General features: G+C 65.2%; 11 protein-coding genes. 4 read left to right on the forward strand and 7 right to left on the reverse strand.

The genetic code is table 11. From position 1 onward, the window contains the following. Positions 1-220 precede the first annotated feature (220 nt). A complete protein-coding gene (locus tag U0042_RS20505) occupies positions 221-547 on the forward strand; it encodes a DUF1840 domain-containing protein (RefSeq protein WP_114809396.1) in 327 nt (108 codons plus the stop codon). Positions 548-647: 100 nt separating this feature from the next. Here the strand turns inward: U0042_RS20505 and U0042_RS20510 are convergent, their stop codons facing one another. The 7 genes from U0042_RS20510 to U0042_RS20540 all read right to left on the reverse strand — a co-directional run bounded on the left by U0042_RS20510 (position 648) and on the right by U0042_RS20540 (position 9,199). Beyond that, positions 648-863, reverse strand: coding sequence for an acid-shock protein (locus tag U0042_RS20510; RefSeq protein ID WP_114809395.1), 216 nt, complete (start codon positions 861-863; stop codon positions 648-650). A 180-nt stretch (positions 864-1,043) separates the two neighbouring features. After that, the gene (gene metH / locus U0042_RS20515; protein ID WP_198665220.1) at positions 1,044-3,761 is read right to left on the reverse strand and encodes a methionine synthase; all 2,718 of its coding nucleotides are present in this window, start codon (positions 3,759-3,761) and stop codon (positions 1,044-1,046) included. Positions 3,762-3,812: 51 nt separating this feature from the next. Continuing rightward, positions 3,813-4,901, reverse strand: coding sequence for a homocysteine S-methyltransferase family protein (locus U0042_RS20520; protein WP_114809526.1), 1,089 nt, complete (start codon positions 4,899-4,901; stop codon positions 3,813-3,815). A gap of 220 nt (positions 4,902-5,121) precedes the next feature. Beyond that, entirely contained in the window at positions 5,122-5,379 is a 258-nt protein-coding gene (locus U0042_RS20525; protein WP_114809394.1) for a DUF3567 domain-containing protein, read from the reverse strand. A gap of 116 nt (positions 5,380-5,495) precedes the next feature. Beyond that, entirely contained in the window at positions 5,496-6,284 is a 789-nt protein-coding gene (gene pcaD, locus U0042_RS20530; RefSeq protein ID WP_114809525.1) for a 3-oxoadipate enol-lactonase, read from the reverse strand. Positions 6,285-6,543: 259 nt separating this feature from the next. After that, positions 6,544-7,938 carry a DUF3108 domain-containing protein gene (locus U0042_RS20535; RefSeq protein ID WP_114809393.1) on the reverse strand — a complete coding sequence of 465 codons (1,395 nt, stop codon included), beginning with the start codon at positions 7,936-7,938 and terminating at the stop codon, positions 6,544-6,546. A gap of 340 nt (positions 7,939-8,278) precedes the next feature. Further along, on the reverse strand, positions 8,279-9,199 hold the full coding sequence (locus tag U0042_RS20540; protein WP_114809392.1) for an IclR family transcriptional regulator: 921 nt from the start codon (positions 9,197-9,199) through the stop codon (positions 8,279-8,281). A 94-nt stretch (positions 9,200-9,293) separates the two neighbouring features. Between U0042_RS20540 and U0042_RS20545 the strand changes: the two genes are divergently transcribed. The 3 genes from U0042_RS20545 (at position 9,294) to U0042_RS20555 (ending at position 12,135) form a co-directional block, all read left to right on the forward strand. Next, positions 9,294-10,286 (forward strand): fumarylacetoacetate hydrolase family protein, encoded by a 993-nt coding sequence (locus U0042_RS20545; protein WP_114809391.1) that lies wholly within the window; start codon positions 9,294-9,296, stop codon positions 10,284-10,286. 96 nt (positions 10,287-10,382) lie between these two features. Continuing rightward, complete coding sequence (locus U0042_RS20550; RefSeq protein ID WP_114809390.1) at positions 10,383-11,207, forward strand: enoyl-CoA hydratase/isomerase family protein; 825 nt, start codon at positions 10,383-10,385, stop codon at positions 11,205-11,207. Between the two features lie 172 nt (positions 11,208-11,379). Beyond that, on the forward strand, positions 11,380-12,135 hold the full coding sequence (locus tag U0042_RS20555) for a PhaM family polyhydroxyalkanoate granule multifunctional regulatory protein (protein WP_114809389.1): 756 nt from the start codon (positions 11,380-11,382) through the stop codon (positions 12,133-12,135). Positions 12,136-12,296: the final 161 nt, after the last annotated feature.

Genomic DNA, 12,296 nt, shown 5'->3' on the forward strand with positions numbered 1-12,296 from the left:
CGCCTGTCGCCTGCTCCGGGCATCCGGCAACGCTTGCGCGCTGCACGGCGGCCGTTCGGTTTTCCGTTCAGAGGGATTTTAGCAGGTGCTAATATGTCCAATACGACGCCCGCGACGAGCCGCAGAGAGGCATTGCGCCGTTGCATGATACCGGCCGATGTCGCTTGCGCGGGCCGCAGCGAGGCGCACGAGGTTCAACAAAATGAGAAGGGGAGCAGTCATGCTGATTACTTTCAAGTGCCATGCGTCGCCGGATGTCACGATGCTGGAAAATCTGGCGCAGTACCTGCTCGGCATTATCGGCAAACGGCTCGACAAGCAAGGCGTGATCACGCACGATCAGCTCGAACCGGCCATCACGAAGCTTGAAGCGGCCATCGCCACGGACAAGCGCGAGCGCGCCGAGCACGACGGACATTTCCACGAGGGCGAAGACGGTCGAGAGCCGCACGAGATTCCGGTCGGGCTTGCACAGCGTGCGTATCCGTTCCTCGACATGCTGCGAGCTGCGCACAAGGAACAGTCCGATATCGTCTGGGGCATCTGACGCCGCCCATGTGAAAAGAGCCCGCTCGATGGAGCGGGCTCTTTTGCAATGTGACGCTTGCGTTACGTTCCGCGGCTTCAGGCTGTGCGGGCTCAACCGGTTACTGGCTGGCTGCCGGTGCAGCGGGTTCCGCGGTTACGGCAGCCGACGCGCCGTGCTTCATCTTTTTCTTCTTCGGCTTCTTCACGTGTTTCTGGCGCGGCGGCGAATAGCTGCTTACCGCGCTTGCTTCGCCCGGCGTGGCCTGCTGGGCGAACGCGGGCAGGCTTCCGCCTGTGAGCGCAAGCGCAGTCAACATCAGCGTCAGCTTCTTCATACGATTTTTCTCCGTTGACGGTTGCATGGATGGCCAGCGCGTGTGCGGTCCGTTGTGTCCTGAGCGCGCGGCGAAGACGTACTGCGCAACCAGTCTACAAAGCCGAAATTTTTGCAGCCGCAAATATTCAGGCTTTCGTGAGCGATATGTAGGCTTCGCACGCGCCTCGCTTCAACCGATCTACAGCAGCGGCGCCAGCGCGCGGCTCGCGTCTTCCTTCGAAAGCGCCATGCGGCGGGCGTAGTCTTCGAGCTGGTCTTCGCCGATCTTGCCCACCGAGAAATACGTGCTGTCCGGATGCGCGATATAGAAGCCCGACACGCTCGCCGCAGGCAGCATCGCGAGCGACTCGGTCACGCTCATGCCGACTTCGTCCGCCTGAAGGAACGTGAACATGTCGCGCTTCACGAGGTGGTCCGGGCAGGCCGGGTAACCGGGGGCGGGGCGGATGCCGCGGTATTTTTCCGCGACCAGGTCGTCGTTCGAAAGCGACTCGTCTGCGGCGTAGCCCCACAGATCGCGCCGCACACGCGCGTGCATCGCTTCGGCGAACGCTTCGGCGAAACGGTCCGCAAGCGCCTTCAGCATGATGGCGCTGTAGTCGTCGTGGTCGGCGATGAACTGCGCTTCCTTCTTGTCCACGCCGATGCCGGCTGTCACCGCGAAGAGCCCGATGTAGTCGGCTACGCCGGAGTCTTTGGGCGCGATGAAGTCCGCCAGCGACCGGTTCGGGCGCTGCACGCCGTCCACCACGGGCCGCACGCTCTGCTGGCGCAGGTTGCGCCACGTGAGCGCGACTTCGGAGCGGGACTCGTCGGTGTAGATCTCGATGTCGTCGTCGTTCACGGTGTTGGCAGGCAGCAGCGCAATGACGCCGTTCGCTGTGAGCCAGCGGCCCTGGATCAAACGTGAGAGCATCGACTTCGCGTCCGAAAACACCTTGCGCGCCGATTCGCCCACGATCTCGTCATTCAGAATGGCCGGATAGGAGCCCGCGAGGTCCCACGTCTGGAAGAACGGACCCCAGTCGATGTACTCGGCCAGTTCGTTGAGGTCGTAATTGCGGAACACGCGCCGGCCGATGATCTTCGGCTTCACCGGCTGGTAATGCGCCCAGTCGATCTTCGTTTTGTTCGCGCGCGCCTCGGCCAGCGTGACGAGCGGCTGTGCCTTCTTGTTCGCATGCTGGGTGCGGATGCGCTCGTAGTCGGCCTTCAGCTCGTCGAGGTACTTCGTGGCGCCTTCGTCCGAAAGCAGGTTCGACGCGACCGACACCGAGCGCGACGCATCGGGCACGTACACCACGGGCCCTTCGTAGTTCGGCGCGATTTTGACCGCGGTGTGCACGCGCGAGGTCGTGGCGCCGCCGATCAGCAGCGGAATCTTCTTCACGCGGAAATAGTCGTCGCGCTGCATTTCCGAGGCGACGTAGGCCATTTCCTCGAGACTCGGCGTGATGAGGCCCGACAGCCCGACGATGTCCGCGCCTTCCACCTTCGCCTTCGCGAGGATCTCGTTGCAGGGCACCATCACGCCCATGTTGACCACTTCGAAGTTGTTGCACTGGAGTACGACCGACACAATGTTCTTGCCGATGTCGTGCACGTCGCCCTTCACGGTGGCGATCACGATCTTGCCCTTCGCGCGCACGTCGCCGCCCGCTTCGGCAAGCCTCTTCTTTTCTTCCTCGATGAACGGGATCAGGTGCGCCACCGCCTGCTTCATCACGCGTGCCGACTTCACCACCTGCGGCAGGAACATCTTGCCCTGCCCGAAGAGGTCGCCCACGATGTTCATGCCGTCCATGAGCGGGCCTTCGATCACGTTGATGGGCCGCCCGCCCGCGTCGGCTATCTTCACGCGCGCTTCTTCGGTGTCTTCCACGATGAAGTTCGTGATGCCGTGCACGAGCGCGTGCGCGAGGCGCTTCTCGACGGGCTGATTGCGCCACTCGAGGTTCTCTTCCTTCTTCGCGGCGCCGGCCTTGAAGCGGTCCGCGATTTCGAGAAGACGGTCGGTCGCGTCGGGGCGGCGGTTCAGCACGACGTCTTCCACGCGCTCGCGCAACTCGGCGTCGAGGTCCTGGTACACGCCGAGCTGCCCCGCGTTCACGATGCCCATGTCCATGCCGGCCTGGATGGCGTGGTAGAGGAACACCGTGTGAATGGCTTCGCGCACAGGGTCGTTGCCGCGGAACGAGAACGACACGTTGGAGACACCGCCGCTCACCTTCGCGTACGGCAGGTTCTGCTTGATCCAGCGCGTGGCTTCGATGAAATCGACGGCGTAGTTGTTGTGCTCTTCGATACCCGTGGCGATGGCGAAGATGTTCGGGTCGAAGATGATGTCTTCAGGCGGAAAGCCCACTTCGTTCACGAGCACGTCGTACGAGCGGCGGCAGATCTGCGTCTTGCGCTCGAACGTGTCGGCCTGGCCCTTTTCGTCGAAGGCCATCACGACCGCCGCGGCGCCGTAGCGGCGAATCAGCTTCGCGTGATGGCGAAACGCTTCTTCGCCTTCCTTCAACGAGATCGAGTTCACGATGGCCTTGCCCTGCACGCATTGCAGCCCGGCTTCGATCACTTCCCACTTCGACGAGTCGATCATGATCGGCACCCGCGCGATGTCGGGCTCCGACGCGATGAGGTTCAGAAAGCGCACCATGGCCGCTTTCGAATCGAGCATCGCTTCGTCCATGTTGATGTCGATGACCTGCGCGCCGTTTTCGACCTGCTGGCGCGCCACCGCAAGCGCTTCGTCGAACTGGCCGTTCAGGATCATGCGGGCGAAGGCCTTGGAGCCCGTCACGTTGGTGCGCTCGCCGACGTTGATGAAGAGCGTGCCGGACGTGACGTTGAACGGCTCGAGGCCGGAGAGGCGCAGGGTGTGATCGGTCATGGCGTGAAGTGTCTCGTGGGTGGCTGGCGTCTTGTCAGGTGGCGAGTGGTGTCACGCCGCGTCGCGATACTGGCCCGGCCAGCGGCGCGGCTTCACGTCGGCCAGTGCCCTGGCGATGGCGGCGATGTGCTCGGGGGTCGTGCCGCAACAGCCGCCCGCGATGTTGACGAGGCCCGCCTGCGCGAATTCCTTGAGGAGCCCCGACGTGTCGGCCGGTGTTTCGTCGAAGCCCGTATCGCTCATCGGATTGGGCAGGCCCGCGTTCGGGTAGCACGACACGTAGGTGTCGCAGAGCTTCGAGAGTTCGGCGATGTACGGACGCATGAGCGCCGCGCCCAACGCGCAGTTCAGACCGAACGTGAGCGGCCGCGCGTGACGCAGCGAGTTCCAGAAGGCTTCCACGGTCTGGCCGGAGAGGATGCGGCCCGAGGCGTCGGTCACGGTGCCCGAGATCATGATGGGCAGGCGCTCGCCGGTGTCGTCGAACAGCTGGTCGAGCGCGAAGAGTGCGGCTTTCGCGTTCAGCGTGTCGAAGATCGTTTCCACGAGGAACAGATCGACGCCGCCGTCGAGCAGCGCTTTCGCCTGCTCGTAGTACGCGGCGCGCAGGTCCTCGAACGTGACGTTGCGCGCGCCGGGGTCGTTGACGTCGGGCGAGATGCTCGCCGTCTTCGGCGTCGGCCCGATTGCGCCGGCGACGAAGCGCGGCTTGTCGGGCGTCGAGTACTTGTCGCAGGCGGCGCGCGCCAGTTTTGCCGAAGCCAGGTTCATTTTCGCGGCGAGGTCTTCCATGCCGTAGTCGGCCTGGGCCACCTTCGTCGCGCCGAACGTATTGGTTTCGATGATGTCCGCGCCCGCCGCCAGGTACTGCTCGTGAATCTCGCTGATGATGGCCGGCTGCGTGATGGACAGCAGTTCGTTGTTGCCCTTGATGTCGCGCGGATAGTCTTTGAAGCGTTCGCCGCGATAGGCTGCTTCGTCGAGCTTGTAGCGCTGGATCATGGTGCCCATTGCGCCGTCGAGAATCAGGATGCGCGACGCGAGCAGGGCGGGCAGGGCCGCGCCGCGCGTGTACGGCGCTTCCGGGCGGGGCACGGCGGTCGTGGCTGCATTCGAAGCTGCAGAAGCGGGCTGGTTCATGGCGGACTCGGAGTCGGAATCGGGCTTTCGAAGGCGCATTCTTGCGCGTGCGTTGCGAACGCGCTTCGGGAAACTAGAGATTGTAGCGGCAGCCGCGGCGGCTTGCCGCACAGCGGCGGTCGAGGCCCGGCGTGGTGTGGAAAAAGGAAACCCCCATCCGCGCACTGGCGGATGGGGGTTTCCTGGGGCATGGCGCCGTCTTCGCGCCTGCCGGGCAGTGTCAGTGCAGGATGACGGGCTGCTGCATCAGGCTGTCGAACTGGCCGAGGAATTCGTCGACTTCGTCCAGTGACGGTTCGCCTTCAATCAGCTTCTGCACGTGTTCGCGAAACTGTGCCGCCATTTCGCCGTCGATGAAGATTTCGCGCCGCGCGTTCTTGTCGACGATCTCATAGCCTCCCGCCTTCATGGCGAGGTGACCGTCCTGCGGCGGAAACTCGACGACGCAATAGTTAGGGCTGTTGTAGATCATTTGCATGGCGACACTCCTCTTTCTGTGCTCCTGGCGTTTTGCCTCACCCCGTAAGTGGAGCGCCCGCTGTGCAATTCAAGGGGAGGCCCAGACTGCCGCGTAAAAATTTCCACTTCTAAATCTTAGACCCTTGTATCCAGAAACGTTTCCAGCAAGGCTGCAAATCGGTGGGATTGCTCCACCGGCGCGAGATGGGCGGCTTCCAGCACCTCGAAGCGCGCGCCCGGAATCGCGCGCGCCATGGCTTCCGTCGCCGCAGGCGGCGTGCCCGGGTCGTGGCGACCCGCCACGGCGAGCGTCGGAACCCGGATGCCGCCCAGCCGCGCGTGCACGTCGAAGTCGCGCAACGCTTCGCAGGCAAAGGCGTAGCTTTGCGCAGACGTTTGCGTCATGACCTCGCCGATCTGCTCGACCACTTCCGGATGCGCCTGCCGAAAGTCGGCCGTGAGCCAGCGTTCGAGCGTGGCAGGCACGAGCCCGGCGACGCCTTCGCGGCGCACCGTGGCCGCGCGTTGTTCCCACAGCGCGCGGTTTTCGGGCGGTGTGCGGCTCAGCGTGTCGGCGAGCGTGAGCGTTTCGACCTTCGAGGGGTAATCCAGTGCGAAGTGCTGTGCCGTCATGCCGCCCAGCGAGAGACCGACCAGGTGTGTGGACGGGGCACCCAGCGCATCGAGCAGCGCGGCCAGATCGGCGGCGAGATCTGCGACGGTGAACGGCTTGTCCGGTACAGCGGACGCGCCGTGCCCGCGCAGGTCGTAGCGCAGCACGGTGTAGTCGTCGCGAAAGTAGCCCGCCAGTTGATCCCACACCGAGAGGTCGCCGCCCAGCTGATGCACGAACGTGAGCCATGGACCGCCGCCTTCGTTGTCCAGCACGTAGCGCGTTTCAATGCCGTTGATGGTCACTTGCATGCTTTGCTCCGTCACGTATGAACGATGAAAGGAACCGCCTGTGAACGCCATTATCGTGGCGACGCGTGAAGCGTGCTGCGCCGCTGCGTTGCGTTGACGGCCCGTCGGGCTTCAGTGCGGTGCGAGGGGTTCTGATGCGAGAACGTTCCTCGCGGGTTGGAGGGATTGTTCGGTCGTAGATGTGCGACGCCGGCCGGTCCGCTGTGAGCGGGCGGAGGGCAGAGGGTGGCGGCGCACCTCGCCGCCGCTAGCGTGTCGCTCAGGGTTTCTCGCCGGTGCTCGAGGTGCCAGGCGATAGGGGCGTCGGCTGCGTACCCGGCGTAGTTTGCGCAGCGCCGGGCGACACCGCGTTCTGGCCTGCGGGTGGCTGTCCCTCGTTGGACTGCGGCTGGCTGACGGCCGAACCCCCTTCGTCGCCTGGCTGGGCCGACGGTGCCGCTGCCGTATCGGGCGCGCTGTCTGCCCGGCCCGTGGACGCTGCGTCCGCAGGTGGCGCCTTTGCATTGCCATGCCACACGAGTTCGATCTCGCTGCCATTCGGCTCCGTCTGCATGAGCCGCGCGGGCAGCCAGCCCAGCGACGGCGCAAGCCACACGTCGATTCGCCGCCGATCGCCCTCATGGCGCGGCAGGCGCATGAAGTGCCGCGCGGTCACGAAGCCCTGCGCCGTGCGGATGGTCTCGTCGCCGATGGTTTCGATCGGCCAGGTTTCGCCGCTGTCGTTGTCGGCGACGTAGAACTCGCGAGTGACGCCCGGTTTGTAGGCGTCCGGGTCGCCTCGCACGAGGCTCGCGAGCTGCATCACCATGCTGAAGCGGTCCTGCGCGCCGTCCGGCAACGCCAGCGAGTTCGGCGTACGCGTAAAGACGATCTGCTTCTGCTCGCGGTTGAACACGGTGACGTCCTCGGGCCGGTGGCCGCGCTGCTCGATGTACTGGTCGGGCGCGAGGCCGAACGCGTCCACATGACCGTGGCTCGTCCAGCGGAACGTACCGACGAAGGGCAGCGGCACGGCAATCACCATTTCGTAGTGCTGTCCGTCGGTCGTCCAGTGCAGGGTGCCGGTCTGGTTGCGCACGCCGTTGTAGAAGGTGTCGTACTGAAGGTCGCCCGAAGGCGGCACCGAGAATTTCACTCCATGTGATGCCGCCGCGCCGGTGCCCTGCGCGCCGTTGGCCGCGGCGCCGGATGCGGCGTTCGCAGTCGTGCCGGTGCTCCCAGCGGCCCCGGATGCCGCAACGGGAGATGACGCGGCTTCGGACGCCGCGGCCGCATCCGGTTTTTGGTCCGTAGCCGTTGCCGTTCTCTGCGCTCGCGGTGCGTCGCGCTGTGGATTGACGGCAGTAAGCACGTGCTCGCTTCGCGGACGCGGCGCCGCGCGAGCCTTCGCCTCCCGAGCCGGCGCTGCTTGCTTCGTCTTGGCGCCGGCGGGCGTCCGCTCCACGCGCTCAGGCTTGAGCAACTGCACCTGTACCGGCACACGCTGCGTCTCCGGCGAAATGAACGTATCGCGGTTGCGTTCCACCCATTGCGCGGCGATCCAGTGCAGCGCACCTACGACGGCAAGCGCGGCCAGCCAGCGCCACGGACGCGCACGGGCGCCTGCGGCGGCGGTGAGAGAGGCGGAGCCTTGAGCGACGGACGGGGACGACATCGAAACGGTCTAACGGTCTATGAGCGGCGAGCGTGCAAAACGTGAAGGTGGAGAACTTCGCTGCCGTGGGGCGGCATGGCGACCAGCGCGCCGCCTCGCGGTGTGCTGACGTGTTGGCCGTCGTGCTCTGCGCCTGCGTTCGCGCGTCGCCTGCCTGCTTGCCGGTCCACGAGACGATGCCGCACTTGTGCGGTCTCTTCTCTTCAGCGGAAAACCGTTCGACTGCACTGCCGTGAACCGTGTTCCCCAGGGGCCGACCGTTGGTAACGGCTGAACCCGTGCCGCGGCCTGCGGCTGCTACAGACCACGATTCGCGTCACGCCCCGGCGCCGCTCAACCTCTATGCCCGAGGCGTCGGACTATACCCGAGTTCGTACGAAATCTTCTGTGCGCACTCGCGCAGCGCGGTGTACACGGCGCCGTTCCAGCCGATGTCGAACGATCCTTCGTGGCCGAGCGCAATCAGCCCGAGTGCGAGGTCGCCCGCGGAGTCGAACACGGGCGTGCAGAACGCGTGGATGGTGGGCAGCAGCATGCCTTCTACTCGCGCGCCTTCGTGTGCGCGTACTTCGGCAAGTACCCGCTCGACGTCCTCCGGCGTGCGCGGCGCGCCGGCGTGCGACGAATGCCGCGTGTCGGCCAGTTCGCGCGCGATCATCGCTTCGGTCTTGTTGCGCGGCAGGTACGCGGCGAACAGCAGGCCGGTCGCGGAGCTCAGCAGCGGCATCACGTCACCGAGCTTGAGCGCCGCTTTGGCTGGGTGCGTCGATTCCATCCAGTGCACGACCGTTGGCCCCTGGTTACCCCACACGGCGATGCCCACCGTGATGTCGAGCGTGTCTCGCAGTTCGGCGAGGGCGAGCCGCGCAAGCTTCACGCCGTCCACGCGCGCGAGCCGTGCGAGCCCGAGCTGCAACGCGAAGCCGCCCAGTTCGTAACGCCCCGATAGCGGATCCTGCGCCACCACGCCCAGGCGCTGAAAGCTCACGAGGTAGCGATGCGCCTTCGCCGGACTCATGCCGGCGCGCTGCGCGAGATCGCGCAGCATCATGGCGCGCGGTTCGCGCGTGAGTACGTCGAGCAGCCTGAAGCCGACCTCGATCGACTGAATGCCCGAGCGCAGCTTTTCTTCGCCGGGCTCGACGGTGTCATCGCCGACTAGGTCCGCAGCATCCAGTTCATGGGCGGCCTTGTCGCGGGCGGTCTCGTCAGGAGATACGGCAGACATGCGAAGCTTGCCGGAGCGGGCAGGTGATGTCATCTAGCTTGATGGAATAGGCCACAGGGCCAGGTGGGGCGGACCGGTTCACCATCGTAGAATACATTCCTTCTATCGTCATCCTCATTGCCCGCCTATGAAACTCGCCACGCTGAAGGACGGCACCCGCGACGGCCAATTGATCGTCGTTTCTCGCGACCTGCAAACCGCCGCAATTGCCGACGCGATTGCGCCCACGCTGCAGCGCGTGCTCGACGACTGGGCCTTCTACGCGCCGCAACTGCGTGACCTGTACGACCAGCTCAACCACGGCCGCGCACGTCATTCCTTCGCGTTCAACGCGAAAGACTGCATGGCGCCGCTGCCGCGCGCGTTCCAGTGGGCGGACGGCTCGGCCTACGTGAATCACGTCGAACTCGTGCGCCGCGCGCGCGGCGCGGAAATGCCGCCGGAGTTCTGGACCGATCCGTTGATGTACCAGGGCGGCAGCGACGATTTCATCGGCCCGACCGACGACATCGTGTGCGCGTCCGAAGCCTATGGCATCGACTTCGAAGCCGAAGTCGCGGTCATCACCTCGGACGTGCCGATGGGCGCCACGCCCGAGCAGGCACTCAAGGGCGTGCGGCTTGTCACGCTTGCCAACGACGTGTCGTTGCGCAACCTGATTCCCGCGGAACTCGCGAAGGGCTTCGGCTTTTTTCAGAGCAAGCCGGCCACGGCGTTTGCGCCGATGGCCGTCACACCCGACGAGTTGGGCGAGCACTGGCGCGAAGGCCGCCTGCATCGGCCGATGATCGTCCACTGGAACGGCCGCAAGGTTGGGCAGCCCGATGCCGGTACCGACATGGTGTTTCATTTCGGGCAACTCATCGCGCACGCGGCGAAGACGCGCAACGTGCGGGCCGGCTCGATCGTCGGTTCGGGCACGGTGTCGAACAAGGACGCGAAGCGCGGTTACTGCTGCATCGCGGAGAAGCGTTGCCTGGAAACCATCGAGCACGGCGCGCCCACCACCGAATTCATGAAGTTCGGCGACACGGTGAAGATCGAGATGTTCGACGAGGCCGGCAAGTCGATTTTCGGTGCAATCGATCAGGCCGTGGCGCCGCTCGAAGGCGCGGCCTGAGCGTTGCCGGCGTGATGCATGCCGCGGCGCCGGCATCGCCATGTGCCGCGTAGGTACGCCCGACACCACATACGCAGAACCAGCGAGGAGACTGCCATGAACGACCCGTTCTACGCTCACTATCACGCGCTGCAGGTGGTGCGTCACGCACACGGCATCGTCGAAGTCGTGATGAGCGGTGCAGGGGCGAACCGCAGCGGCCTTGCCACCGCCGATGCAGAGATGCACCGCGAACTCGCCGACATCTGGCGCGACATCGACCGCGATCCCGATGCGCGCGTTGCGCTGATCCGGGGCGAAGGCAAAGGTTTTTCGGCAGGTGGCGACCTGCAACTCGTGGAAGACATGGCCACGCATTTCGACGTGCGTGCGCGCGTGTGGCGCGAGGCTCGCGACCTCGTCTACAACGTGATCAATTGCAGCAAGCCCATCGTGTCGGCCATGCATGGGCCGGCGGTCGGTGCGGGTCTGGTGGCGGGGCTACTCGCCGATATTTCGATCGCTTCGAAGACGGCGCGCATCATCGACGGACACACGCGGCTCGGCGTGGCGGCGGGCGACCATGCGGCCATCGTGTGGCCGCTTCTGTGCGGTATGGCGAAGGCGAAGTATTACCTGCTGCTCTGTGAGCCGGTGAGCGGCGAAGAGGCCGAGCGCATCGGGCTCGTGTCGCTCGCCGTGGACGGGAACGACCTCATGCCCAAAGCCTTCGACGTGGCAAAGCGTCTTGCTGACGGTTCGCAGACCGCCATCCGCTGGACGAAGTACGCGCTCAACAACTGGCTGCGTTCAGCAGGGCCGGCATTCGATACGTCGCTCGCGCTCGAGTTCATGGGCTTCTCAGGTCCCGACGTGCGTGAAGGCGTGCAGTCGTTGCGCGAACGGCGATCGCCGGATTTTCCTGGCGGCGACCCGTTCTGATCGAGTCGGGGAGCACCTTGCTTCGACGTGGCACAGGGCTCGCACGCCGCGGTGCTCAGGGCTAACCCCGTTCGTTGCGGCACGGGGCGGCGCTGTATGATCGGAGCAATATCGACACGCCGCGCGCTACACGTGGTCCGCCGCGTTTCAATCCCCACGTGAGGAGACACGCATGACCGATCAGCCAGGTTCCACGCCACCCTTCCCGGGCTTTCCCGGTTTTCCTCCGGCGGAGATGCTCGACCGCATGTGGGACATGATGCGTCTCACACCGTTCGGCAGCGCCTTCCCGGGCATGCAACCCGGTGCCGCGCAAGGCCTGGGACCGTCGCTCTCGATGATGTCCGACATGCTCGCGCCGCTCACGAGCGTCGAAGAACTCGACAAGCGCATCACCGACATGCGCGCCGTCGAGCAATGGCTCAAGCTGAACCTCAACATGCTGCAATCGGCGATCCAGGCGCTCGAGGTGCAGCGCGCGACGCTTGCCACGTTGCGCGCGTTCGGCGCATTCGCCCAGTCGCAGATGACCGAGCCGGCCAGTCCCAAGCCGACGGACGAGGGACCGCGCGGCCGGGCAGCGGCAAGCGACGCACCACCGCGTGAGGCGAGTGTCGGGGCCGAAGACGCAGAAGGCGCAGAAGGGACGGCAGACGCCCAGCAATCCGCGCCGCCCACATTTGACCCCACGGCGTGGTGGAACCTGCTGCAGTCCCAGTTCAACCAGCTTGCGCAGTTCGCTGTGGCGCACCCGGCCGCAGCCGGCACGGCAAGTGGAAACGGCGACAACGGCGAAGGCGACGCAGCGGGCAGCGTCGGGACGGCGGCCAGGCGCACCGCCACCAAACGGCCGTCCCAGACGAAGAGTTCAAGCGGCGCCATGGCGGGGCGCACGGCAAAGAAGTCGTCGTCGAACAAGCCGGAATGACGTTTACGGGCAAGGCGGACGGCGGCGTCCGTCATGCCACATGGATGGTTGGCTGCGTTCTGCGCGGCTCGAACGGGCGCGCCGTTTGCTCACCCGCGTCATCGGCGTTTACTTGGCTCGTTATTGAGATACGTCAAGGTTTATCTGCGTATATGTGCGGA

This window comes from Paraburkholderia kururiensis (assembly GCF_034424375.1).
Classification (GTDB): Bacteria; Pseudomonadota; Gammaproteobacteria; order Burkholderiales; family Burkholderiaceae; genus Paraburkholderia; species Paraburkholderia kururiensis_A.

Coding starts and splice junctions, on each gene's coding strand:
- U0042_RS20555 (WP_114809389.1), top strand. CDS start 11,380: ATGACCGATCAGCCAGGTTCCACGCCACCCTTCCCGGGCTTTCCCGGT.
- U0042_RS20540 (WP_114809392.1), bottom strand. CDS start 9,199: ATGACATCACCTGCCCGCTCCGGCAAGCTTCGCATGTCTGCCGTATCT.
- U0042_RS20525 (WP_114809394.1), bottom strand. CDS start 5,379: ATGCAAATGATCTACAACAGCCCTAACTATTGCGTCGTCGAGTTTCCG.
- U0042_RS20550 (WP_114809390.1), top strand. CDS start 10,383: ATGAACGACCCGTTCTACGCTCACTATCACGCGCTGCAGGTGGTGCGT.
- U0042_RS20510 (WP_114809395.1), bottom strand. CDS start 863: ATGAAGAAGCTGACGCTGATGTTGACTGCGCTTGCGCTCACAGGCGGA.
- metH (WP_198665220.1), bottom strand. CDS start 3,761: ATGACCGATCACACCCTGCGCCTCTCCGGCCTCGAGCCGTTCAACGTC.
- U0042_RS20545 (WP_114809391.1), top strand. CDS start 9,294: ATGAAACTCGCCACGCTGAAGGACGGCACCCGCGACGGCCAATTGATC.
- U0042_RS20520 (WP_114809526.1), bottom strand. CDS start 4,901: ATGAACCAGCCCGCTTCTGCAGCTTCGAATGCAGCCACGACCGCCGTG.
- U0042_RS20535 (WP_114809393.1), bottom strand. CDS start 7,938: ATGTCGTCCCCGTCCGTCGCTCAAGGCTCCGCCTCTCTCACCGCCGCC.
- pcaD (WP_114809525.1), bottom strand. CDS start 6,284: ATGCAAGTGACCATCAACGGCATTGAAACGCGCTACGTGCTGGACAAC.
- U0042_RS20505 (WP_114809396.1), top strand. CDS start 221: ATGCTGATTACTTTCAAGTGCCATGCGTCGCCGGATGTCACGATGCTG.